This window comes from Priestia sp. YIM B13552 (assembly GCF_042787775.1).
Taxonomy (GTDB): Bacteria; Bacillota; Bacilli; order Bacillales; family Bacillaceae_H; genus Priestia; species Priestia megaterium_E.
In genome coordinates, this window is the sequence record NZ_JBHZOU010000005.1 from 180,404 (window position 1) to 203,991 (window position 23,588).

The following is a 23,588-nucleotide window of genomic DNA, read 5'->3' on the forward strand; positions in this document are numbered from 1 at the left end:
AAATAAGTATAAAAACAGAAAGCGTGGTACGTGTTATTGTTTAAACTTCTTTTAATTGAAGATGATGTAACGCTGTTTAACGAACTGAAAGAACGGTTGGAGCAATGGTCTTATGATGTTTACGGCATCCGTGATTTCAGTAACGTTATGCAGGAGTTTAGCGAGGTAAAACCTGATTTAGTTATTATGGATATTCAGCTGCCGAAGTATGACGGATTTCACTGGTGCAGAATGATTCGTTCTCATTCAAAAATCCCTATCATCTTTCTATCTTCACGTGATCATCCTTCTGATATGGTAATGTCTATGCAGTTTGGCGCAGACGACTTTGTGCAAAAGCCGTTTCATTTTGATGTGCTTGTAGCAAAAATACAGGCCCTTCTTCGCCGCGTTTATAATTACAGCGTTGAACAAGTAAACCTTCTTTCGTGGCAAGGCGCAACGATTGATTACGAAAAAAATAAAGTATCAGCGGGATCTACAGCTATTGATTTAACCAAAAATGAAATCTTTATTTTAAAATGCTTAATACATAAAAAGAATACGATTGTAAGCAGAGATGAACTGATTAATAGTTTGTGGGAAGATAAACGGTTTATCAGTGACAATACGCTGACGGTAAACGTCAATCGCCTGCGAAAAAAATTAGATGAAATTGGACTGGGAACTTTTATTGAAACAAAAGTCGGCCAAGGCTACGTAGCCATTGAAGAGGAACGCTATGATTAAACTCTTTATTCGCGAGCGTTTAAGCTGGATTCTTTTCTTTTTTATCATACATTTTTTTATGCTATTTATCGCGTATATTGATGAATCCATTCCTCTGTCTTCGATTCTCTATATCGTGTTTTTATCATCGATTATCTTTCTTATTTTCTGCGTCTTCCGCTATCACAAAGAAACGAAATTTTATCAAAAGCTAAAAGATGAAGAAGACTTTTTTGATTCTTCTACTCTTTCTCATCCGCTGCGTCCGTTTGAAAAGATTGTTCAGCGAAATCTGATGCAACAATTAGAACAAGCGAAAAAAGATGGCGTGGAAACTCAGCTGCACGTGACGCAGGAAAAAGATGAACTGTTAGCTTGGATTCACGAAATTAAAACGCCGTTAACTGCGATGCATTTAATAATTGAACGTTTAGAAAATCGAGAAGTTAAAGCAAACTTGAAGTTCGAGTGGCTACGCATTCACTTTTTGCTTGATCAACAGCTGCATCAAAAGCGCATTTTCTTTATCGAAAATGATATGTATATTGAACATCTTGATTTAGAGTCCCTTATTTTCACTGAAATCAAAACGCTGCAAGCTTGGTGCATGCAAAAAAATATTGGGTTTGATGTGGACCTACAGGCAGAACGTGTACTGTGTGACGCAAAGTGGCTTTCGTTTATTATGAGACAGCTGTTAACAAACGCAGTCAAGTACAGTGAAGAATCTGATGTGATGATTAGAAGCTACGAGCACCGCGGTCAAGTATACATCGAGGTAAAAGATAACGGACGGGGCATTTCTCCTCAAGATATGCCGCGCATTTTTGAGAAAGGTTTCACTTCAACTACGCAGCATGAAGACAGCCGCGCTACAGGCATGGGCTTATATCTCGCTCAAAAAGCTGCGCACGCTCTTTCTATTCACATTGGCGTGCAGTCTGTTCTTAATGAAGGCACAACGTTTACACTTGCCTTTCCTAAATCAAATGATTTTGTGGATATGAAAAGCATGTGACAAAAATGTCACATGCTTTCGTTATTTGTTCGGTGAATCAAAGGAAAAGCTAAAGCCCTTTTTCTATAATAAACGTATCAGATCAAAGGAGTGAGTACATATGAACATATTAGAAGCAACTAATATTCATAAAAGCTACGGAAATAAATTTAATAGACAAGAAGTATTAAAAGGCGTAGACATTACGATTATGAAAGGAGAATTTGTAGGAATTATGGGCGCTTCAGGATCAGGCAAGACGACTCTTCTGAACGTGCTTTCCTCCATTGACAAAATCAACGGAGGAACCATCAAAATCGAAGGAAATGAAATTAGCAGAATGAAAGAAAAGCAGTTAGCAAACTTCCGAAAAACGCATTTAGGCTTTATTTTTCAAGACTATAACTTGCTCGATACGCTGACAGTAAAAGAAAATATCCTCTTGCCTCTTTCCGTTGCAAAAACTCCTTCAGCAGTAGCTCACAAAAAATTTGACGCGCTTGCTAAACAGCTCGGCATCTATGAACTGAAAGACAAATATCCAAGTGAAATTTCCGGGGGACAAAAACAGCGTACTTCCGCTGCAAGAGCCTTTATTCATGAGCCAAGCATGATTTTTGCTGACGAACCCACAGGTGCACTTGACTCAAAAGCGGCAAGCGATTTGCTAAACAAATTGACCGAGCTTAATGACAAAAGAAGCGCAAGTATTGTGATGGTAACGCATGACCCAGTGGCAGCCAGCTACTGCAGCAAAGTTATTTTTATAAAAGACGGACAAATCTATACGCAGCTGTACAAAGGCGATCAAACGCAAAAAGCCTTTTTTGACGATATTATGAAAACTCAAGGCGTGCTAGGCGGAGTGCAAGATGAATATTAATCAGCTCATTTTCCGCAACTTCAAAAAGAATGTAAAAAACTATTATTTATACGTTTTTGCACTAATTTTCAGCGCAGCTTTATATTTTGCTTTTGTCACGCTTCAGTATGATCCTGCTCTTGATGCAACCAAAGGCTCCATTAAAGGAGGTGCAGCCGTTCGGGCCGCTTCTGTTTTACTTGTAGCTATTGTTTCTATCTTTCTATTATATGCAAATACGATATTCATCAAGCGACGCAGTAAAGAAATTGGCTTATTTCAGCTAATTGGCATGACCAAAACAAAAATTTTCCGTATTTTGACCGTTGAAAATTTTATGTTGTACTTTAGCTCGCTGATTATCGGCATTTTAATTGGATTTTCGTTTTCTAAAGTAATCATTATGATTTTATTTAAAATTACGGACACCAAGGGCATTGCCGAGCTTCACTTTTCCGAAGAAGCCTTGATTCAAACGCTGATTGTATTTGGAGTCATCTATTTGCTGATTATGACGATGAACTATCTTTTTATTAAAAGACAGACCATTTTGGCTTTATTCCGAGTTACTTCATCGACAGAAAGCAAAACGAAAAAAATCAGTGTACTTGAAATTATTATTGGAATTCTTGGCATGACCTTTATCGCTTCCGGCTACTATATTTCTGCTAAATTGTTTGACGGATCTTTTACAAGCATGAATGCTTTAGCAATCGCCATGATATCTATTTTAGCCTCAGTTATCATAGGTACTTACTTGTTTTATAAAGGCTCGGTTCGCTTTTTATTAAATCTGATGCGAAAAAGCAAAAAAGGCTATTTGTCAATTAACGATGTATTATCTCTTTCATCCATTATGTTTCGCATGAAATCAAATGCACTGTTGCTGACGGTTATTACAACCGTATCGGCTCTCGCTATCGGTTTTTTATGTTTGAGCTACATCTCCTATTACTCTGCTGAAAAGTCGGCTGGGGACTATGTACCTAACGATTTTGCTATCAATAATACAAAAGACGCTGCTTCGTTTAAAGCCGCACTGGATCGAAAGAAAATAGCATATACGGAAAAAAAGATCGACGTCATCCAAATAAAAGCAAACGTAAAAAACATCTTAGAAAATGAATTAAAAAGTCCAATGGTCGACTCGTCCGCTATGACGATTCCGATGATTAGTGAAAAATCAGTTAATGGCATAAATCTAGCTCAAAACGAAACCTTGTTTACCGGCTATAATAATATGCTTCAAAAAACAATGGCATTTAAAGGTTCGGGACGTATTGAGCTAAAAGGAAAGCAAAAAGTAATTTCACAAAAGTTTGTAGGATTAAATCGAAAGTTCCTGCTATCCACTTATTTTACAGGGGGTGGTTTACCTACTGCGATTGTTGATAATTCCGTATTTAATAAGTTTAAGCAAGACGCAGATCCTTCTATTCAAAAAGACTCGTCTATCTATACGGGAATAGACATTTCAAAAGAAACTGACGTAAAAAAAGCAAACCAACTTTTTGTAAAGATGACTTTTAGCGATAATAGCTTAAATGATTCGCGCATGGAAACCGTAGTGAGCCAAAAACAAAATATGGGTCTAATCATGTTTATTGTCGCTTTCCTTGGACTAGCATTCTTAATCACATCAGGGTGTATTCTTTATTTCAAACAAATGGACGAAAGTGAAGATGAAAAGCCAAACTATACAATTCTTAGAAAGCTCGGCTTCACCGAACAAGATTTATTAAAAGGCATTAAAATAAAGCAGCTCTTTAATTTCGGCATTCCGTTAATCGTAGGCTTGCTTCACAGCTATTTTGCCGTCCAATCCGGCTGGTTTTGGTTTGGAACAGAGGTTTGGACCCCTATGATTATCGTTATGGTTGTTTATACGGCCCTGTACTCTATCTTTGGTATTTTATCGGTTCTTTACTATAAAAAAATTATTAAAGAGGCTCTTTAAAGATAAAAAGCACAAGCTATAGCTTGTGCTTTTTATCTTTAAATGCCATTAATTGCTGGCATTTTCTTCATTTCCCTGACTGGCTGCATGTAAAAAATCTTCTAGTCGCTTTTTGACAAACGGCCACTCGTCGTCAATTATACTGAAGATAACCGAATCTCGTACGTATCCATCAGGTAAAACCATATGTTTTCTGCTGATGCCTTCCTGCGTGGCGCCTAACCGTTTAATAGCTTCTCTAGATCGATTGTTTCGCACATCCGTTTTGAATTGAACGCGGTGAAGCTTCAGCTCTTCAAAACAGTATTTTAACAATAAATACTTACACTCCGTATTAACCCGAGTGCGCCACACGGACGGATGGTACCACGTCCAACCTATTTCTACGCTTTTGTTGGGAAGTGATATATCTAAAAATCTCGTGCTTCCTACAATTGAATGTGACTTTATATCAAACACAGCAAAAGGCAGCTCTCTTCCCTCTTGCTTTGCTTTTAAAGCACTTTCAATCAGCCGTTTCATATCACTTAGACTACGAACTTTTACGGGGAGATGCTCCCAAATTTCTTTCGGTTTTGCAGCTTCATAGAGTCCTTGTTCATGCATTTCCCCAAGCGGCACTAGCTTTACCGCTGTTCCTACAAGCTCACCTGACTTTAGCATAATCTCGCTCCTTTTCGATACGTCTAAAGAAAATGTTAATACATGTATACGTACTGAAAAAGAGTCAGTTTCTGCTTATTGTAAGGTATCACTTTCAGAATACATAGCTAGTGATCAGCTAATTGCTTTTCGAGAAAATCACTGATTGTTTGGAAGGCTTGGTCTGCTGATTCTTTATTAAAGGTTTGTGAAAAAGGATTCATAAAACCATGAACGCCATAAAATTTTTTGATTTCCAAAAGCGGCTCTCTTTTTTGCTTTAATGAATTTATTAAACAGTCTACATCAAATGTTTGCTCTACAGCAGGAAAAATAAGAAGAGTTGGACAAACAGGACTTCTATTTACATAATCTCTAATACGTGATCCGTAACAGCCAATCACAAAGTTACACAAATTGCTTTCACTGCATAGCCACGATATTGTGGCTCCTACACTGAAGCCTATAACTCCTACTTCTTCATACTCTTGTTTTAGTTGAATTAACATGTTAGTAATTTGTCTTGAACCCTCATCAATCCCAATGTTTTGAACAAAGTTTTGATAAGCCATTCCTTCTTCTTCATAGCTATAAGGAGCGTCTTTAGATAATAAGTTAGGACAGATAATATCTGCCTCTAACTTAGACAGTTTCTCTTTCATCCACTTCATATGATCGTTCACACCGTATATTTCATGAATTAATAAAATTGCTTTATTTGATTTTTCCATTACTTTTATAAAACAGTCGTTTCCCTTGTCAATTCACGATGCAATACGTCTCCCATGCGCTTCATGCCTTCAACGATTTGTTCAGCAGACATATTAGAATAATTCAAGCGCAGCGCATTGTTTCTTGTGCCGTTTGGAAAGAATGGCGTTCCAGGCACGCAGGCTACGTTATTTTTTAGACATTCTGAAAAGATATGTCCTGAATCGATCCCTTGAGGCAGTTCCACCCAAATAAACAATCCGCCTTCTGGCTTACTGTAAGACAAATTCTCCGGGAAAAATTCTTCGATGCACGACAGCATTTGGGTACATCGCTCTTTGTATACGGCTTTAATTTTTTGAATGTGCTCTTCGATATCATAAAGCTCCATGTACTTAGCCGTTACGCGCTGAGCAAAGCTGTCCGTATGCAAGTCTGCCACTTGCTTAAACGCTACGTACTTATCAATGAAGTCTTCATCTGCACACACCCAGCCGATTCGAAGACCTGGCGCAAAAATTTTAGAGAATGTGCTGATATAAATAACTCTGCCTTCTGTATCAAAATGCTTAACCGGCGGCAGCGTTTCTCCTGCAAATCGGACTCCTCCGTACGGATTATCTTCTACAATCAGCACATCGTATGCGTTCGCAAGCTCAATCATTCGCTGACGTCTTTCGCGCGTTAAGGTGCGTCCTGTAGGGTTTTGAAAATCAGGAATCGTATAAATAAATTTCGCATGGGGATTTTCCTGAAGCTTTTTCTCTAGTTCTTCCATAATCATTCCGTCTTCGTCCATGTCCACTTCTACAAACGTCGCATTATAGGATTTAAATACGTTAATAGCCGCTAGGTACGTTGGGCTTTCACAGATTACCACGTCTCCGTCATTAAGAAACAGTCTTCCGGTAAGATCGATTGCCTGCTGAGATCCGGACGTAATTAAAATGTTCGAAACCGTGGACTCAATGCCGATGTCCTTCATTCGTTTAGAAATTGCTTCTCGTAAAGGAATATACCCTTCAGTTGTACTATATTGAAGCGAAGCGGCTCCGTCTTCATTTAATACCGCGCGGCACGCATCGTTCATTGCTTCAACGGGAAATAGCTCCGGCGCTGGAAGTCCTCCTGCAAACGAAATGACTTCTGGTCGTTCCGTTACTTTTAAGATTTCACGCGTTTCAGAGGATTTTACAAGACTAGCTCGTTGGGCAAATTTATCTTTCATTAATGATCATTCCTTTTCTAGATTTTAAACTTTTAACAATAATTATTCGAATAGTCAGAAAAATTTAAGCAGAAGCCGTGGAAGATGCCTTTTTAATAGACAACCAGCATCTGCTTGCTCTCTGACTCTTCATTTCTTCTTGATGCCACGTTCTCCTTTCGGTACATATTTTTCTCATTCACTATTTGTAATACAAATCAAAGGTCGTACGATAATTATGGCTTTGTATTTAATGTATGTTAAAAAGGATAACATAAAAATCAAATAAATAAACAATAAATTCTATAAATTCTTAATTTTTTATGCGAATATATTTATCTTAGTAAACTATTTTGTAAGATCTCTTCCCTTTTATACTCATTAAATCGTTTCATGAGATAATCATAAACCTAAAATTTAACATTTTCTATTGACTATATATATCATTAAATGATATATATTAATTAACGATATATCGTTTAATGATATAAGGAGGTTGAATATGCCGCGAAACGATTCATTAGAGACAGGGGAACTTACCGATACGTCCTACTACATCTTAGTGTCCCTCATAGAAGCAAAACACGGGTATCTTATTATGAAAACCATTGAAGACATGACCAATCAACAGTTTTCGATTGGACCTGCATCCATGTACACCACGATTAAAAAGCTTCTTGCAGCTGAGTTAATTATGCTTTTTAGCGAAAGCAAAGACAAAAAGAAAACGTATGTTGCAACGGAAAAAGGAATTCAGTTTTTAAAAAAAGAAATTCAGCGCCGTAAAGAAATGATTAAACACGCTGAAGATGCTTTAGGAGGTTTATAAATGAAAAAGACAAAATACATAATGAGCGGCGGAACGGCTTTTGCAGAGCAAGAAGATTTACAAAAGCTCAGCGACTATGCTAAAAAAGGCTGGCTATTAGATCGTTTTGCATTTTTAGGATATACCTTAAAAAAAGGAGAGCCTCAAGACCTTCAATATTCACTGGATTTTCAGGAAAATGCAGATGATGAATATTTTCTGCTTTTTAAAGATGCTGGATGGCAGCACGTTTGTTCAGAGGGGCATGCAATGCATATTTTCAGCGCACCTCCGGGAACAAAACCTATCTATTCCGATATAGAGACTATTATTGACAGATACAAACGAGAAAAGCATTTCGTAGGGAAAGCAGCGCTATCTATTCTTGCCATTATGGTGTTTCTTCTGCTTTTTAACGCTATGAGCTCATACGGTTGGTTGCCAGAAGCAGTGGGAATGATTAGCGACATTTTATTGATAATTTCAACAGTGCTTCTAGTATTTCCAGGACTTCCTTACCTGGCGTATCAGCGTAAGTTAAAAAAGCTTCGCAACATCTAAAGAGATACTCTTTTTATTGACCTTTCCTATAAAACCCTTTATAATCCTTATTAACTCGATAAGATTTAAAGGTTTTAGTACAGGAGTGATGAAAAGTGAAATGGCTTCATTTGCTGTTTAATGAACGATGTCCTAAATGCAAGCAAGTGTTAAATACATCAAAATCCAATGCGCTTCGCTCTACTGTTGTGAAAATATGTCCGTCGAACCACTATCAAAAAGAATTTCATCCTGCGCTTGAAACGTTTGTGGAAAGTGATGAAGTACTATAAAAAAGCTAAAGCTATGGAAATCCATAGCTTTAGCTTTTTTTATAGCAGCCCCCACCAAATCTTAATTGCCGTTGCTAAAATTAAACCGGCAAGGATCCACTGAAGCACTTTTGTATTCATTTTCTGACCAACTTTTGCCCCAATTGGAGAAGCAATTAGGCTTGCTACCACTAATATAAGTGCAGGTATGAACGGGACTTGGTGCGTTATCAGCTTTCCAACCGTCGAACCAATGGAAGAAATAAAGGTAACGGCTAGTGAAGTTGCGATGGTAATTCGAGTTGGAATTTTAAGCACCACGAGCATCACAGGAACTAAAATAAAGGCTCCTCCTGCTCCTAACACGCCTGCTACGGCTCCGATAAGCAGTGATAAAATAGAAGCTAATCCTTTGTTGAATTGAAGTTCACCTTCTTTTATCTCATCTAAATTTTTCTTTGGAATAAACATCATAATAACCGCAATAAGAGCTAAAACTCCATATACAACATTTAATCCTTGTTCATTCATATAATGTGAGCTGTAGCTTCCAATCATGCTGCCGATTAGAATATTGCTGCCCATATATAAAATTAATGGTTTGTATAAAAATCCGCTTTTTCGATACGCCCATACGCCGCCTATTGTCGCAAAGAACACTTGAACAGCTCCTGCACCTGAGACTTGATGAGCCGTTAATGTTCCTACTCCTACCAATGGAGGAATATATAACAGCATCGGATAATTAATAACAGACCCGCCAATACCGACCATACCGGAAATAAACGACCCAATAAATCCAATAAGAAAAAGCGTGATGATAAATGTAAGATCCATCTATAGTCGCTCCGTTTCATATAAGGAAAGGGTACCTTTTACAAGAGATACCCTTTTCGTCCATTATTTCTTATCCTTTTTTAATCCAAAATTTAAGAACGTCGCCTTCTTCTGTCTGAAGAAGCTCATGACCGCCAGATTTCGCCCAAGCTGCAAGGTCATTTTTCGCCCCTTTATCCGTTGCGTGAATTTCTAACACTTGACCTGCTTCTAGTTCATTCATTGCTTTTTTTGTTTTAACAATCGGCATTGGACAGGCCAGCCCTTTTGCATCTAATACTTTAGTTGATTCCATTTCTCTCTCTCCTTTGTTTAGGTTTTAGCGAATCGCACAGCGGTTTGGTCCAATTTCCATTTCACGCTGTTTTTCTTCATCTGGACTTACTTTCCCCATATTAGTTTCACGGATTTCTTGATATGCATTTGGCTGCGGCGGTAAGTTATCTGTTACTAAGTGTCTGAACTCTGCTTCGTCTTTAATGTTTAATCCATGATTTTCTGCAAACAAAGTACCTAACTTTTCAGCTACGCTGCCGTTGTCATTTAGCTCATCAATAATCATAAAATGAGCTGGCAATACGATTAACTCATCTGATAATGCTTTATAGCGTGTATAAAGCGTTTCGCGCAGATCGCCTACCCAGTCTTCAGCCATACCAGCTAAATCAGGACGTCCAATTGAATCAATGAACAAAATATCACCTGAAAGCAAGTATTGATCGTCTACGATAAAAGAAGTTGATCCAATCGTATGACCCGGTGAATAAAGAGGCTGAATCGTAATCATTGTGTTACCAATGACGACATCACTGCCTTCTTCTAACGCGTTGTAGTCAAAAATCACTTCTTCTGCATCTTTTGGAGGCAGCCAGTACGCTGCATTTGTTGCTTCAGCAATAACTCTTCCTCCTGAAATGTGATCTGCATGAAGGTGCGTATCAAACACATGCTTAACAGTGACACCATGTTCTTTGGCAAAGTTAATATACACATCCGCCATACGCGTCGCATCAATAATAGCCGCTTCACCGTTTGATACGATCATATATGATAAGCACCCTTTACCGATACGAACAAACTGATAGATCTCTCCGCCGTCTTTTAAATCTCCGACTTTAACAGGCTCTAAATATTCACTCCACGCTTTCATACCGCCTTTAAGGTACGATACGGTAAGACCCGCTTCTGAAAGCATGTCAGCTACCATCACTGATGAACCTTCTTTGGCGCAGACAACTAACACTTCTTTATCAGAAGGGATTTTTTCTAAGATTTCTTCTACTCCGTCTAAAAGATCGAAATACGGCACATTTAAATGCTGAAATTGATGACCTTCAATTTTCCAATCGCTAAAATCATTTTCGTTACGAACGTCCAAGATAAATAGCGCTTCTTTATTGATAATTTTAGATGTAACTTCTTTTGCAGTAAGAACATGTACTGTCATATTAAAATACCTCCTTGGGTATATAAAATATCAAAATTTTTTAATTCACTATAATTCATTAGTTATTCTACTTTACCTGTCCAGTCGCGCATACCAGGAACCACGTTAATTAAGTGTTTAAACCCTTGCTTTTTCATCGTTTGCCCTGCCATTTCACTTCGTCTTCCAGAGTGGCAAATAATATAAATTTCATTCTCTTTATTTAGCTCATTCGAACGTTTTTCTACTTCACCAAGGGGAATATGAACTACGCCTGGAATATGAGCTTCATCGTATTCTTCTACTTCACGAACGTCTAAAATATGAAGATGTTCATCATTCTCTACTTTTTTCGCAAATTCTTCTAATGAAATTTCAGGAATTGGCGTTACGTTTTCTTCAGCGCCGCCTTTACGAAGAAAGTGGTGAAGAACGTCACCTGCTGCCTCGGTACCTAAATACTCATGACCTGTGCTTTTTGCCCACGCTTGTAAGTCAGCCGTAGAGCCTTTATCCGTTGCTTGAATTTCTAGTACTTGACCTGCTTCTAATTCATTCATTTTCTTCTTTGTTCTTACGATTGGCATTGGACATGCTAACCCTTTTGCATCTAATACGAAGTTTCCTTGCATCATTTCTTTTTTCCTCCTTGGTTTAAATACTAGTAGGGGTATATTTTTCTCCAAAAAAATTAGATCGTTTCCCCTTTCCACTCCATCATTCCGCCTGTCATATTCGTTACACTGTAGCCTTGCTGCTCAAGAAAACGAGCTGCCATTCCGCTTCTGCCTCCAGAACGACACACCACAATGTAGTTCTTTGCTTTGTCTAACTCATGCATACGGAATTCCAATAAAGGAAGCGGGATATTTAACGCGTTTGGAATTTTACCTATTTTTACTTCCTCTACTTCACGCACATCTAAAATGTGAATTTGTTCTTGTTTTTTTACTAATTGTTCTACTTCTTGTGCCGCTATTGTCTTCACGCTACTTCTCCTCCTTTTTGATTTATCTCCACGTATTCATGCCGCCTTTAACGTTGGTGATGGATGTAAAACCTTGTTTTTTCAACAGTTTACTTGCTTTCATACTTCTCATTCCGCTTTGACAAATAACGATTACTTCTCTGTCTTTTGAAAGCTGGCCTGTTTGCGCTGGCAGTTCTGATAAAGGAATGTTTCGAAACCCTTTAATATGTTTGGTACGAAATTCATGCGGTGTTCGCACATCGATAAACTGTTTATGTTTATTTTTTAACTCTGCTTTTAATTCCATCGTCGATATTTGCTGTATTCCTTTTACTGGTGCAAAACGCTGATACAAAAACCACAGCAGAAAGATGATAATAAGCGCATTGATAATCATATTAACCCTCGCTTCATGAGTTATCTTTTAGATGAATAAGTTTACGTTTCCATCTTCTGCGTCGGCTAAATACGCCGCTACGCCTGCATATTCAATATTATCTAGCAGCTCTTTTTCCTGTAACCCTAGAAGATCCATCGTCATCGTACAAGCCACTAGCTTCACATCTTGTTCTTGCGCCATTTCGATAAGCTGCGGCAGCGTTAGGGCATTATGCTTTTTCATTACGTTTTTAATCATTTTAGGTCCCATACCTGCAAAATTCATTTTAGATAAGCCCATTTTATCCGCACCGCGCGGCATCATTTTGCCAAACATCTTTTCTAAAAATCCTTTTTTCACCGGCACCATTTCTTCTTTACGAAGTGCATTCAATCCCCAAAACGTATGGAATATCGTCACTTCATGATTATAAGCAGCTGCTCCGTTGGCAATAATATAAGCTGCCATCGCTTTGTCATAATCACCGCTAAATAATACAATTGTTGTTCGTTTCTTTTGTTCAGTCATGTTGTTCCTCCTCTTACCCTACGGGGTATATTTAATTCTAAAAAAAATTAGCCTTTTTGAATGTAAAAGATAAATGTGCTGCCTTCTTCTTTAAAATCAATAAGCTCGTGTCCTGTTGATTTTGCCCACGCTGTTAAATCACTTTTAGCACCTTTATCTGTTGTTTGCACTTCTAATACTTGACCTGTTGTTAAAGTATCCATTGCTTTTTTTGTTTTTACGATTGGCATTGGACAAGCTAGTCCTTTTGCATCTAAGACATGATCAATTTTCATCGTATTTCTCTCTCCTTTTTATATACATATACCTGTAAGGGTATATTATACTAAATAATGATATTCGTCAACCTTAAACAAGGTGACAATGATTAACGACTTTTCACTAACAGCTGTACAGCTTCTTTCACTAAACCTTCCGTTGGCTCTCCTTGCTCCAGACTTTCTCTAACGCACTGTTCAAGATTGCTGCTCACAATGACTCCCATTGTGCGATCAATGGCACTTCTTGCAGCAGATAATTGAGTCACGACGTCTCTGCAGTCTTTTCCTTGCTCCATCATGCTAAGCACGCCTTTTAGCTGCCCTTCAATTCGGCGCAGGCGATTTTTCACCTGTTGGTTATACTCCATAATCAAATACCCCTTTCTTTCCTTTACTTTTACACTTACACGCTGCTAACTCATAGCTGCGTACTTCAAAACCTTTTTTTCGTAAGAACCTTACGCCCAAATTTAACTCCACTCTATCTCTGGCAATCAGATGAACGCTGCCCTGTGGAATTTCTGAATAAAAGCGTTTTAGATACGCATACGGAATAACTATACCAATCGAATCGCGAACTTCATGGTAATGACGAATATCTACAACCGTTCGCCCAAGTTCTTTTGCTTTAGATTCACGTATGCACTGTATTCTTTTAACGGGATAATAACGTTTGTATGCAATAAATAAAATAGCAAGCAACAAAACTGCTATATAGAGCATATCCATCACCGCCTTGCTATTGAATTAATGTTGTTTACACGCTTTATATTATACCCCTATAGGTATATTGTCAAGCAAGAAAATTATATTTAATTTTGCTCATTTACATAGTTTTCACCTCGAACTAGTCCATTTTATACAGCTTAGGCATTATGAATGTTGGTCTTCAACTCGCTTTATATATGTACCCCCTACCCTATCGACCAAACATATTCTTCATCATCGTCGCTCGTATACAGCGCTGAAAATCAAGCTTACTGCATCATTCACGTCTACACACAAAAGGTCCAGTTCCCAAGGAGAACCGGACCTTTTATGGTAAAAAGCTGATTAGCTTTGATGATAAATATTATGCCATTGATTCCACGAACTGTGTGGATGCTGCTGGTGCCACTGATTCCATGGCACATATGGATTTTGCTGATGCCACTGATTCCACGTACCGTGCGGATACTGCTGATGCCACTGATTCCAAGGTGTGTATGGATGTTGTTGATGCCATTGATTCCATGTGCCGTGCGGATACTGTTTATGCCACTGCTCCCAAGGTACATGAGGATGTTGCTGATGCCATTGATTCCACGTGCCTTGAGGATGCTGATGATGCCATTGTTCCCATGGAATATAATGTTGCTGTCCTTGATGCATATTTCGTCAACTCCTTTTCCTTTGCCACATCATATGTTCTTTTTAGAATTTAGAGCTTATCTATTTTAAAATATAGGCGTTTGATTAATTATGAATTAAATTACATATCTGTTCTTATATATTAACACTCAAATAAAACACCCAGCATGATTTCAAATGGTTAAAAACTTGCCTTTACTAATGGCCATCTTACTTATAGGAGTAAGCTTTTCTCTTATAAGCGGAAGCGTAAACTTATCTGGAAGTATAGAATGGATATTTCTTATCATTAGCCTTATTGCTAATATTACTGCCGTGATTGGCCATTCTTTACACGTATTTGTCTACCTTCCTGTGAAAAAGGCTGAGAAAAATCTAAAAGAAACGTTTAAATGAACATAAGCAAAAGAAGCAGGTTTCTTATAAGAAACCTGCTTCTTTTTCCTGCTTTTATTGAACTGGTTTTTCTCGGCTTCTATACACCAAAAGATGCATGTAGCTCTTTATTCGGAAGGAGATGGAAATCTTGCTGCTTCGAAATGCGACACATTTTCTGTTGTGACAATTGTGCCGTCAACATTACCTTCCGCGAAGACTTCAACTCGATCTCCTTTTTCTAAATTGTAAATAGTAGAGACCGATACTACGTTAACAAATATAGTGTTTCCTCCAAAGAAATCGTTATCAATCGCGATAACCGCCGTACCATTGACACGAATTTCTACGCGCGCTCGATAATCGACAGTCGTATCGTTAGGAAGAAATCCAATTGTAGCAACAAGGGAATATACGCCATCTTTTTTGGGGCGAAAAACAGACGTAACAGGATTATATTCATTTGCTAAATCAAATTGTTTAAACTGATAAGAAACTTTCACAGAAGTGTTTGCTGATACGGGCTGATTTGTAAGGTTAAGAGCACGAAAAGCTGAGTCCCTTGTATTTCCTTGTGGGGAAGAACAATGATGATGTTTCTTAGAAAAATGAGACTTTTCTACATAATATCTATCATCTTTTTTAATCGTAATCATCCTTTCTTTATGTGTCTATCTATTTTATTCATCCGCAGGAAAAATGCTTGGATGCTTGTCCTTTAACACATAATTTTCACTAGAGGAAACGATAGATTTCTGAGTTTTCCACAAAAAAACACCTTCTCATTCGAGAAGGTGTTTAGGAATTAACCTACAATATTGTAACCAGCGTCTACGTGTACGATTTCTCCCGTTACGCCGCGTGAAAGATGGCTCAGTAATACAACCGTCATGTCGCCAACTTCTGCTTGCGTTACGTTACGCTTAAGAGGTGCCTTTTCTTCAACTTTGTGAAGAATTTGGTTAAAGTCAGAAATACCTTTTGCTGCAAGCGTACGAATTGGACCTGCTGAAATTGCATTTACGCGGATATTGTCTTTCCCTAAGTCTAATGCTAAGTATTTTACTGAAGACTCAAGCGCTGCTTTCGCTACGCCCATTACGTTATAGCCTTCCACTGCACGTTCTGCACCAAGGTAGCTCATTGCTACAAGAGAACCGCCTTCTGTCATAAGAGGTTTTGCTGCTTTTGCTACCGCGATAAATGAATAAGCGCTTGTATCTTGAGCAAATGCATATCCGCTTCTTGATGTATTGATGAACTCACCGTTTAAATCTTCTGAGTGAGCAAACGCAACAGAGTGAATCACTCCGTGAACTGTGCCTGCTTCTTCTCCGATTTTTTTGAACGCTGCTTCAATGCTTTCATCGCTGTTCACGTCACATTCAGCAATTAGTGATGCTTGAATTTCATTTTTTTCTAGCAGCTTGTTCAATTTTCCTAGTGAACGTTCTTTACGGTATGTAAAAATTAAGTTTGCTCCTACTTGATGAAGGGCTTTTGCAACACCCCAAGCAATACTTCTGTCGTTGGCAACTCCCATAATCACAATGTTCTTGTTCTTTAATTGTAATAAATCTTCCATATTATCCTCCAAAAAAAATTAGTCATCAATGATGACTAATAGGTAATTGTATAGCTTTATTATAGCACAAAGATGCGCTTAGTTCCTAAGAGTCTTATGAATTAACCGATTTTGCTCTATAACTTATCTGAATCCTGCAGCCATGCTTGCGTTGTTTCAGCAAATTTTTTGGCTGCAGGTGAAAGATGATAACGAGTAGCTAGACCAATTGAACGGTAGCTGTCTACTTGAAACGGAATCGCACGCAGCTCTTGCGGGATCGAATCTAAAAGCATTTCAGGTAAAATGCTAATTCCTAAGTGATGCGTAACCATCGATAAAATAGCACTTTCATCCATTAATTCAAAACGGATGTCAGGCTGAATGCCGTGTTCTTCAAACAATTGCTTAATATCATGATAACCGCCGTATGTCGGCATAATAAACGGTTCTTTCTCTAGATCTTCAAAAGAAACGGTTTTCTGATGGTATAGAGCACTTTGATTCGATACGACGCACAGCAGCCGGTCTTTTTTTAAAGAAATAATATGAAATTGACTTGAATGCGTAATGTTGATAAAGCCGCAGTCTATTTCTCCGCTCAGCAGCCACTGTTCAATTTCAAGGTAGTCGCCTTCCTTGAGCTGAATTTGAATCTCAGGATAGTTTTTCTCCATCAGCCGAATAATTTCAGGAAGCCATTTGGTCGACACGCTTTTAAAAATACCGATTTTAATTGTTCCTTTTGCAAGACCTAAGAGGCTGGCTGCTTCTTGATGAACTTTTTCATTTTCTTGCAGCACTTTCCGAATAGCAAGCAGCATCGTTTCGCCTTCTGTTGTTAAGGTAATACCCGCCCTGTTTCGATTTACAAGCGGAAATCCAAATTCCGATTCAAGATTTGTAATGGCATGACTGACCGCTGACTGCGTGAGCGCCATCGCATCTGCCGCTTTTGTAAAGCTTTGCAATTCCGCTACTTTGTTTAAGATTTCATATTTCACTAAGCTCATTTTATCCCACTCCAACATGAATTTAATTCACGTTCATCATTATAAAGATTCATTTTATTAATATCAAATTCCTTTGTATACTGTGGGTACATGATAAAAAATGGAGGGTTGAACGTGAGTTACCGCACACGAGCAAATATGATGATGATTGGGGTAAACGTATTTTGGGGTATGTCGTACGTGTTTATGAAAATGGGGCTTAGTTCACTCGGGTCATTTACCATTATTGCGCTTAGATGTTTGATTGCTTTTTTCATTGCCGGGCTGTTTTTTCATAAGCCTTTACGGCAAATCACGCGCAAAACGATTTTATCATCCGCTATTTTAGGCTTTTTACTGTTTTCTGTTTTTGCATTTGTCACGTTTGGCGTCAGCATGACGTCTGCTTCAAATGCCGGATTTCTTGTCAGTTTAACGGTCATTTTTGTTCCGTTGCTCAACTGCGTGTTAGTGAAGAAGCTTCCTTCTTGGCCGATTGGGCTCGGCATTATCACTACCCTAACCGGTATAGGTGTTTTAACTTTAAAGCACTCCTTTCATATGAATGCTGGTGATTTACTTTGCATTGGAACCGCACTATGTTATGCCGTTCATATTACGTTGACCGGCACGTTCACCAAAAATGAAAATCCAATTGCTCTTGGCATTTTACAGCTTGGTTTTGCTGGATTGTTTGCACTGCTTTGCAGCTTTTTATTTGAGCACCCGAGCATCCCCACTACTTTATCATCATGGGTTGCGATTTTAGGTCTTGGCGTTCTTTGCAGCGCGATTGGCTTCATTTGTCAAGCTATTGCGCAGCGCTATACAACTCCTACTCACACAGGCCTTATTTTTGCAACAGAACCGATTTTTGCTGCGCTGTTTGCCGTTCTTTTTTTGCATGAGCTGTTTACGCTTAAAGAACTGATTGGTTCTGTTATTGTCATCGCAGGGATTTTAATTGCGCAGTTAGACGATTTGCTACTTAAAAAAAGCGTTCATTATCAAGAGACACTGCCAAAGTAAAAGCCGCTAGATAAAAATCTAGCGGCTCACTTTATACCTTATATGTATAAAACTTTTTATCTACGTTCATCACCGGGAAATTCTCAGGCAGCTTTTCTTTCTCTATATGTTGAAACCCATTTTTCTCATAAAATCGATGAGCAGCTCTATATTGTAATGTGGTTCCTAAATATATTCTTTCCACTTCCTGCTTTTTTGCCCACGCGATGGCTGTATGCAATAACCGGTGAGCTGTTTTGAAGTTCGCTCCTCTATAAGACTTTGCTACAAACATTTTCCTCAGCGCTACTTGACGGCTGCCGATGTCTATTAAAGCCACGCTTCCTACTACTCTTTCGTTGCAAACAGCAACCCAGAAGTTTCCGTTTCCCTGTTGATAAAAGCTTTCGATTTCAAACAAATCAGGCTGATCTTTTTCCGTTATCGGAATGTGGTATTCTTGCTGCTGAATAGGAAGAATTAAATCCACTACTTGCTGTTGATACTTGCTAGCATATGGCTGAATAATGATACTTTCACTCAAAACCTCCACCGCCTCTAATCAGTTTACTCCATCTTACGTTTGACTGTTTTTAATACTGCACAGCCTATGTTCATTATAAAACCAATCACAATACCTGCAAGAATCGATATCACACCTACAGCGATAAAATCGCCTTTAGTCGGCTGAAATAAATTCATGGAAAGCAAACCGAACATAAAAAGCATGGGAATAAGATAACTCAGCATCTTTTTCACCTTAGCACCTCTTTCCCTATCTCCATAAATCTTGTAACCATTTTATCGTATATCAACTTCCTATTTATTACAATCTCTGTCTTTTTTCGTATCTTCATTAGAGAAATAAAGAAAAAAGCGCCTGCCTCTCGTTCCTTACTAATTGAGAGACAGACACTTTTTTATAAAACATGACTCGTTGCTTGTAAAAAGAACTGAGACTGTTCGTAGTTGTACGTTACTTTTGAAAAGTCAAACGGCTGGCCGTTGGCTAAATGAAAAAGCGTTTCAATAAACAATTTAGGATCGCCTTCTTTTAATCCTAAGTATGTAGCTTCTTCTTCGTTCAGCTTGCCGACGTGAAGATATAGATCAGAAAACCCTATTTTTAAGCCAAGTCCTTCTTTAATGTAATGAAAAATAGAATGAGAAACAATTTCGTTATTTAAGTACGTAACGATGGATTTATTATAAAACGATTCTTCTAGACAAAGCGTCTGGCCGTTGATATACCGTACTCTTTTTACATAATAGACGTCACTATTTTCTTCTATGTTTAAATTTAACGCGGCTTCTTGCGTCGGCTTTCGTACATCTAACTCAATCACTTCCGATGTTAACTGAAAATCTTCAAGTTCGCTCGTAAATCCTTGATTGGAAAGCAAGCCAATGTATCCTGTTCGTTTATGACGACGGACAAAAATGCCGCTTCCTCTCACTTGAAAAACAACGCCTTTTTTCTCCAGCAGATCTAAGGCTTTTGTTACCGTACTTTTGCTTGCCTTAAACTGCGCCATCAGCGTTTCTAATACCGGCAGCTTATCTCCTTGCTGAAGCTTGTGTTCTTCAATATAGGTTTCAATTTCAATTGCAATTTGTTGGTATTTAATCATAGCTATACCTCTTTACTGAATTTGTCTCAAGAATAACACGATTATACCATAATCTAACTCCATGCCATAAACTTAAATTATTTATTGACTATTATTTTATTAGGGTATTGATAAATTGTACCGATACAATTATACTGAAAGCGCATACTCAACAAGGGGGTTGAACATATGGGAGGGAAAATTAGAGATTATCACAAGCTTGCAGCAGACATTTTAGATGCGGTAGGCGGCGAAGAAAATATCGTAAGCGCTACACGCTGCGCTACGAGACTGCGAATTGTGTTAAAGCGCTCAAAGCCAGAAGCCAAACGCAAGGTGTCTTCTATGCCTGGTGTTATTACGGTTGTTGAAAACAGCGGACAGTTTCAAGTTGTGATTGGACAGCACGTAGGAGATGTTTATGAGGAGTTTGCTAGTTTAGTAAATTTAGATACGGAAAAAGAGCAAACTGAAAACAAAGGCACGATTTTAAACCGCGTGATTGCGACAATGTCTGCTGTGTTTGCACCATTTGTATACATCCTAGCAGCAGCAGGAATTTTACAGGGTTCGTTAATACTTATTAATTTGTTTTCGGATAGCTTTGCAAAAACGGGCACATATCAAGTATTAAGCTTCATTTCATGGGCACCGTTTGTTTTTTTACCGATTTTTATCGCCATCACAGCATCTAAGCATTTTAAAACCAATACCTATATCGCAGTGGCTTGCTGTGCAGCATTAGTGAGTCCAACATGGGCAGAAATGGCGGCAAAAATTGGTGACGGAAGCTCAATTACGTTTTTAGGTCTTCCCTTATCCGAAACGGTCTATACTTCTTCTGTTTTACCGCCTTTATTTTTAGTATGGATTTTGTCTTATCTTGAAAGGTTCCTAAATAAGAGCATTCATGAAGTCGTTAGACCGCTGTTTGTTCCATTTTTATGTATGGTGATTATGGTTCCAGTAACAATTTTACTTATTGGTCCTATTACTACGATGGGCGCTAATGGAGTTTCTCACGGCTATAACTTTTTAGCTGAAAACGTACCGGCTTTGGCTGGATCCATCATTGGCGGGTTCTGGCAGATCGTTGTTATCTTTGGGGTACATTGGGGAATTACGCCGATGATACTTGCTAACTTTGACTTAAACGGCAGAGATTCGTTTCAAGCGTATCAGACAATTGCCGTGGTAGCTCAAGTTGGAGCGGTACTTGGGGTTATTTTAAAAGCAAAAAGCCACGAAGCACGCAAAGTGAGCGTATCAGCCGGGATAACAGGATTATTTGGTATTACAGAACCGGCCATTTACGGCGTAAACCTACGTTTTAAAAAGCCGTTTATCTTTGGATGCATTTCAGGTGCTATTGGTGCTGTTGTAGCAAGCTTCTTTCACCCTTATTACTTTGCTTACGCAGGACTGCCCGGACCTCTGACCATTGTAAACGGGATCAGTCAAGACTACCCGATGTCGATCTGGGGAATTTTAATCGGATGTGCCATTGCGATTATTCTTCCCGTTGTGCTTATTCAAGTGTTTGGTTACGGAGAAGATGCAGCAAAAGAAGCAGCTACTGCTTCTTTAAACGAAGTCGCTGTCAGCAACCCTAACGAAAATGAAGAAACAATCAGCGCCCCGTTTAGCGGGAAAGTTATTCCTCTTTCTAGCGTACCGGATGAAGTATTCAGCTCAGGTGCGATGGGAGAAGGATTAGCAATTGACCCTTCCGATAATAAGCTTTATGCACCTTTTGACGGAATAGTTGTCATGGTAGCACCAACAAAGCACGCCATCGGCCTTCGATCAGAATACGGTGTTGAATTACTTGTTCATATTGGATTAGATACCGTTACGTTAGACGGCAAGCCGTTTACGCTGCATGTAGAAGACGGTGTAAAGTTTAAAAAAGGCGATTTACTCATTGAATTTGATAAAGAATTTATTAAAACACAGGGATTACAAACGATCACGCCGGTTATTATCACCAATTCAAGCGCTTATCGAGAAGTGATTGTTGAAGATGTTGAAACTAGCGGGCTGAATCAAACATTATTTACCGTAGTGAAATAAGGAGGAACTAACAATGACAAAGATGCCAAAGAATTTTTTATGGGGCGGCGCATTAGCAGCTCATCAATTTGAAGGTGGATGGAACCAAGGCGGAAAAGGACCGAGCGTAGTAGACGTTATGACTGCAGGTGCGCACGGTGTGCCGCGACAAATCACCGAAACAGTAGAAGACGATAAATTCTATCCAAATCACGAAGCGATTGATTTTTATCATCGCTACAAAGAAGATATCGCACTGTTTGCAGAAATGGGCTTAAAATGTTTGCGAACGTCGATTGGCTGGAGCCGTATTTTCCCTAAAGGCGATGAAACTGAGCCAAACGAAGAAGGACTAAAATTCTATGACGATGTATTTGATGAACTGTTAAAGCATGGAATTGAACCGGTTATTACGCTGTCTCACTTTGAAATGCCACTGCATTTAGCTCGAGAATACGGCGGGTTTAGAAGCCGAAAAACAGTAGATTGCTTTGTGAAGTTCGCTGAAGTTTGTTTCGACCGCTATAAAGATAAAGTCACGTACTGGATGACGTTTAATGAAATTAACAATAAAATGGATGTAAACAATCCTCTATTCTTATGGACGAACTCAGGTGTTTCTGTAAAACCGGGTGAAAATGCAAAAGAAGTGATGTATCAAGCGGGACATCATGAACTGCTTGCAAGCGCTCTTGCCGTATCAAAAGGAAAAGAAATTAATCCCAATTTCCAAATCGGAGCGATGGTGTCACACGTGCCAATTTATCCGTATTCTTCAAATCCTGACGATGTGATGTTAGCAGAAGAAACAATGAGACAGCGCTACTTCTTCCCTGACGTTCAAGTTCGCGGCTATTATCCAAGCTATGCATTAAAAGAATTCGAACGAGAAGGCTATCATATTCCGTTTGAAGAAGGCGACGAAGAAATTTTACGAAACGGAAAAGTCGATTATTTAGGATTCAGCTATTACATGTCAACAACGGTTAAAAGCGACGTTGAAGCTGATAACACGGGCGATATCGTAAACGGCGGATTGCCAAACGGCGTAGCAAATCCTTATATCAAATCAAGCGATTGGGGCTGGTCAATTGATCCAACGGGCTTGCGCTATACGTTAAACCGCTTCTACGACCGCTATCAAATTCCGCTGTTCATCGTAGAAAACGGATTTGGTGCCATTGATACAGTTGAAGAAGACGGATCCATTCATGACGCATCACGAATTGAATATTTAAAATCACACATCGAAGCGTTAGAAAAAGCTGTGATGTACGATGGCGTTGATTTGATGGGCTATACTCCATGGGGAATTATTGATATTGTTTCCTTTACAACAGGCGAAATGAAAAAACGATACGGCATGATTTATGTCGACCGTGACAACGAAGGAAACGGATCGATGAAGCGCTACAAAAAAGATTCCTTTAACTGGTACAAACATGTAATTGAAACAAATGGTGAAGAACTATAAGAAATTAGAAAAAGCCGGACTCCTGCGTAAAAACATAGGAATCCGGCTTTTTTAAAACG

The 23,588-nt window shown here is 38.7% G+C and carries 31 protein-coding genes; 11 read left to right on the top strand and 20 right to left on the bottom strand.

Annotated features, from left to right (window positions below):
* The first annotated feature begins 36 nt into the window (after positions 1–36).
* From ACFX40_RS20125 to ACFX40_RS20140, 4 genes are all read left to right on the top strand, one after another.
* Positions 37–729, top strand: a complete 693-nt coding sequence (locus tag ACFX40_RS20125; protein ID WP_098332368.1) for a response regulator transcription factor — start codon at positions 37–39, stop codon at positions 727–729.
* Positions 722–1,726 (top strand): sensor histidine kinase, encoded by a 1,005-nt coding sequence (locus tag ACFX40_RS20130; RefSeq protein WP_098248014.1) that lies wholly within the window; start codon positions 722–724, stop codon positions 1,724–1,726. The genes ACFX40_RS20125 and ACFX40_RS20130 overlap by 8 nt, the downstream gene beginning before the upstream one ends.
* 100 nt (positions 1,727–1,826) lie before the next feature.
* Positions 1,827–2,588, top strand: coding sequence for an ABC transporter ATP-binding protein (locus ACFX40_RS20135; RefSeq protein ID WP_098332111.1), 762 nt, complete (start codon positions 1,827–1,829; stop codon positions 2,586–2,588).
* Entirely contained in the window at positions 2,578–4,524 is a 1,947-nt protein-coding gene (locus ACFX40_RS20140) for an ABC transporter permease (protein ID WP_098334333.1), read from the top strand. Before ACFX40_RS20135 ends, ACFX40_RS20140 begins: the two co-directional genes overlap by 11 nt.
* Before the next feature lie 48 nt (positions 4,525–4,572).
* Here the strand turns inward: ACFX40_RS20140 and ACFX40_RS20145 are convergent, their stop codons facing one another.
* The 3 genes from ACFX40_RS20145 to ACFX40_RS20155 form a co-directional block, all read right to left on the bottom strand.
* The gene (locus ACFX40_RS20145; RefSeq protein WP_060745270.1) at positions 4,573–5,187 is read right to left on the bottom strand and encodes a GNAT family N-acetyltransferase; all 615 of its coding nucleotides are present in this window, start codon (positions 5,185–5,187) and stop codon (positions 4,573–4,575) included.
* A gap of 107 nt (positions 5,188–5,294) precedes the next feature.
* Positions 5,295–5,897, bottom strand: coding sequence for a dienelactone hydrolase family protein (locus tag ACFX40_RS20150; protein WP_028409356.1), 603 nt, complete (start codon positions 5,895–5,897; stop codon positions 5,295–5,297).
* A 5-nt stretch (positions 5,898–5,902) separates the two neighbouring features.
* Complete coding sequence (locus tag ACFX40_RS20155; protein ID WP_028409357.1) at positions 5,903–7,105, bottom strand: aminotransferase-like domain-containing protein; 1,203 nt, start codon at positions 7,103–7,105, stop codon at positions 5,903–5,905.
* 481 nt (positions 7,106–7,586) lie between these two features.
* Between ACFX40_RS20155 and ACFX40_RS20160 the strand changes: the two genes are divergently transcribed.
* From ACFX40_RS20160 to ACFX40_RS20170, 3 genes are all read left to right on the top strand, one after another.
* Complete coding sequence (locus tag ACFX40_RS20160) at positions 7,587–7,913, top strand: PadR family transcriptional regulator (RefSeq protein ID WP_028409358.1); 327 nt, start codon at positions 7,587–7,589, stop codon at positions 7,911–7,913.
* Positions 7,914–8,453 carry a DUF2812 domain-containing protein gene (locus ACFX40_RS20165; protein WP_028409359.1) on the top strand — a complete coding sequence of 180 codons (540 nt, stop codon included), beginning with the start codon at positions 7,914–7,916 and terminating at the stop codon, positions 8,451–8,453.
* 95 nt (positions 8,454–8,548) lie between these two features.
* A complete protein-coding gene (locus ACFX40_RS20170; RefSeq protein WP_165574902.1) occupies positions 8,549–8,725 on the top strand; it encodes a hypothetical protein in 177 nt (58 codons plus the stop codon).
* A 39-nt stretch (positions 8,726–8,764) separates the two neighbouring features.
* Here the strand turns inward: ACFX40_RS20170 and ACFX40_RS20175 are convergent, their stop codons facing one another.
* The 11 genes from ACFX40_RS20175 to ACFX40_RS20225 all read right to left on the bottom strand — a co-directional run bounded on the left by ACFX40_RS20175 (position 8,765) and on the right by ACFX40_RS20225 (position 14,475).
* On the bottom strand, positions 8,765–9,541 hold the full coding sequence (locus ACFX40_RS20175; protein WP_098334332.1) for a sulfite exporter TauE/SafE family protein: 777 nt from the start codon (positions 9,539–9,541) through the stop codon (positions 8,765–8,767).
* A 70-nt stretch (positions 9,542–9,611) separates the two neighbouring features.
* Entirely contained in the window at positions 9,612–9,836 is a 225-nt protein-coding gene (locus ACFX40_RS20180) for a sulfurtransferase TusA family protein (RefSeq protein ID WP_025750977.1), read from the bottom strand.
* Between the two features lie 24 nt (positions 9,837–9,860).
* Complete coding sequence (locus ACFX40_RS20185) at positions 9,861–10,988, bottom strand: MBL fold metallo-hydrolase (protein WP_263033983.1); 1,128 nt, start codon at positions 10,986–10,988, stop codon at positions 9,861–9,863.
* A 62-nt stretch (positions 10,989–11,050) separates the two neighbouring features.
* Complete coding sequence (locus ACFX40_RS20190; protein WP_028409363.1) at positions 11,051–11,602, bottom strand: sulfurtransferase TusA family protein; 552 nt, start codon at positions 11,600–11,602, stop codon at positions 11,051–11,053.
* Positions 11,603–11,658: 56 nt separating this feature from the next.
* Positions 11,659–11,955: a rhodanese-like domain-containing protein gene (locus ACFX40_RS20195; protein WP_028409364.1), complete on the bottom strand. Its 297-nt coding sequence runs from the start codon at positions 11,953–11,955 to the stop codon at positions 11,659–11,661.
* A gap of 22 nt (positions 11,956–11,977) precedes the next feature.
* Complete coding sequence (locus ACFX40_RS20200) at positions 11,978–12,334, bottom strand: rhodanese-like domain-containing protein (RefSeq protein ID WP_028409365.1); 357 nt, start codon at positions 12,332–12,334, stop codon at positions 11,978–11,980.
* 27 nt (positions 12,335–12,361) lie between these two features.
* Positions 12,362–12,844 carry a DsrE/DsrF/DrsH-like family protein gene (locus tag ACFX40_RS20205; protein ID WP_377256018.1) on the bottom strand — a complete coding sequence of 161 codons (483 nt, stop codon included), beginning with the start codon at positions 12,842–12,844 and terminating at the stop codon, positions 12,362–12,364.
* A gap of 47 nt (positions 12,845–12,891) precedes the next feature.
* Positions 12,892–13,119: a sulfurtransferase TusA family protein gene (locus tag ACFX40_RS20210; RefSeq protein ID WP_028409366.1), complete on the bottom strand. Its 228-nt coding sequence runs from the start codon at positions 13,117–13,119 to the stop codon at positions 12,892–12,894.
* A 92-nt stretch (positions 13,120–13,211) separates the two neighbouring features.
* Positions 13,212–13,472: a metal-sensitive transcriptional regulator gene (locus ACFX40_RS20215; protein ID WP_028409367.1), complete on the bottom strand. Its 261-nt coding sequence runs from the start codon at positions 13,470–13,472 to the stop codon at positions 13,212–13,214.
* A complete protein-coding gene (locus ACFX40_RS20220; RefSeq protein WP_377256021.1) occupies positions 13,462–13,827 on the bottom strand; it encodes a sulfurtransferase in 366 nt (121 codons plus the stop codon). The genes ACFX40_RS20215 and ACFX40_RS20220 overlap by 11 nt, the downstream gene beginning before the upstream one ends.
* Before the next feature lie 330 nt (positions 13,828–14,157).
* Positions 14,158–14,475, bottom strand: a complete 318-nt coding sequence (locus tag ACFX40_RS20225; protein WP_028409369.1) for a hypothetical protein — start codon at positions 14,473–14,475, stop codon at positions 14,158–14,160.
* Positions 14,476–14,631: 156 nt separating this feature from the next.
* Here ACFX40_RS20225 and ACFX40_RS20230 point away from each other — a divergent pair, with 156 nt between their 5' ends.
* A complete protein-coding gene (locus tag ACFX40_RS20230) occupies positions 14,632–14,850 on the top strand; it encodes a hypothetical protein (RefSeq protein ID WP_028409370.1) in 219 nt (72 codons plus the stop codon).
* Positions 14,851–14,957: 107 nt separating this feature from the next.
* Here the strand turns inward: ACFX40_RS20230 and ACFX40_RS20235 are convergent, their stop codons facing one another.
* The 3 genes from ACFX40_RS20235 to ACFX40_RS20245 form a co-directional block, all read right to left on the bottom strand.
* On the bottom strand, positions 14,958–15,485 hold the full coding sequence (locus ACFX40_RS20235; RefSeq protein ID WP_028409371.1) for a complement C1q domain-containing protein: 528 nt from the start codon (positions 15,483–15,485) through the stop codon (positions 14,958–14,960).
* 149 nt (positions 15,486–15,634) lie between these two features.
* A complete protein-coding gene (fabI, locus tag ACFX40_RS20240) occupies positions 15,635–16,414 on the bottom strand; it encodes an enoyl-ACP reductase FabI (protein WP_014459159.1) in 780 nt (259 codons plus the stop codon).
* Between the two features lie 116 nt (positions 16,415–16,530).
* Positions 16,531–17,406 carry a LysR family transcriptional regulator gene (locus ACFX40_RS20245; RefSeq protein ID WP_028409372.1) on the bottom strand — a complete coding sequence of 292 codons (876 nt, stop codon included), beginning with the start codon at positions 17,404–17,406 and terminating at the stop codon, positions 16,531–16,533.
* A gap of 114 nt (positions 17,407–17,520) precedes the next feature.
* Between ACFX40_RS20245 and ACFX40_RS20250 the strand changes: the two genes are divergently transcribed.
* The gene (locus ACFX40_RS20250) at positions 17,521–18,414 is read left to right on the top strand and encodes a DMT family transporter (RefSeq protein WP_098248001.1); all 894 of its coding nucleotides are present in this window, start codon (positions 17,521–17,523) and stop codon (positions 18,412–18,414) included.
* A gap of 31 nt (positions 18,415–18,445) precedes the next feature.
* Here the strand turns inward: ACFX40_RS20250 and ACFX40_RS20255 are convergent, their stop codons facing one another.
* From ACFX40_RS20255 to ACFX40_RS20265, 3 genes are all read right to left on the bottom strand, one after another.
* On the bottom strand, positions 18,446–18,937 hold the full coding sequence (locus ACFX40_RS20255) for a GNAT family N-acetyltransferase (RefSeq protein ID WP_060745262.1): 492 nt from the start codon (positions 18,935–18,937) through the stop codon (positions 18,446–18,448).
* A gap of 23 nt (positions 18,938–18,960) precedes the next feature.
* Positions 18,961–19,143 carry a hypothetical protein gene (locus ACFX40_RS20260; protein WP_231504540.1) on the bottom strand — a complete coding sequence of 61 codons (183 nt, stop codon included), beginning with the start codon at positions 19,141–19,143 and terminating at the stop codon, positions 18,961–18,963.
* Positions 19,144–19,313: 170 nt separating this feature from the next.
* Positions 19,314–20,024: a GntR family transcriptional regulator gene (locus ACFX40_RS20265; protein WP_028409376.1), complete on the bottom strand. Its 711-nt coding sequence runs from the start codon at positions 20,022–20,024 to the stop codon at positions 19,314–19,316.
* A 168-nt stretch (positions 20,025–20,192) separates the two neighbouring features.
* Here ACFX40_RS20265 and ACFX40_RS20270 point away from each other — a divergent pair, with 168 nt between their 5' ends.
* Together ACFX40_RS20270 and bglA are read left to right on the top strand one after the other, a co-directional pair.
* Positions 20,193–22,076: a beta-glucoside-specific PTS transporter subunit IIABC gene (locus tag ACFX40_RS20270; protein ID WP_377256024.1), complete on the top strand. Its 1,884-nt coding sequence runs from the start codon at positions 20,193–20,195 to the stop codon at positions 22,074–22,076.
* A gap of 13 nt (positions 22,077–22,089) precedes the next feature.
* A complete protein-coding gene (gene bglA, locus ACFX40_RS20275; protein WP_098432271.1) occupies positions 22,090–23,529 on the top strand; it encodes a 6-phospho-beta-glucosidase BglA in 1,440 nt (479 codons plus the stop codon).
* Positions 23,530–23,588 lie beyond the last annotated feature (59 nt).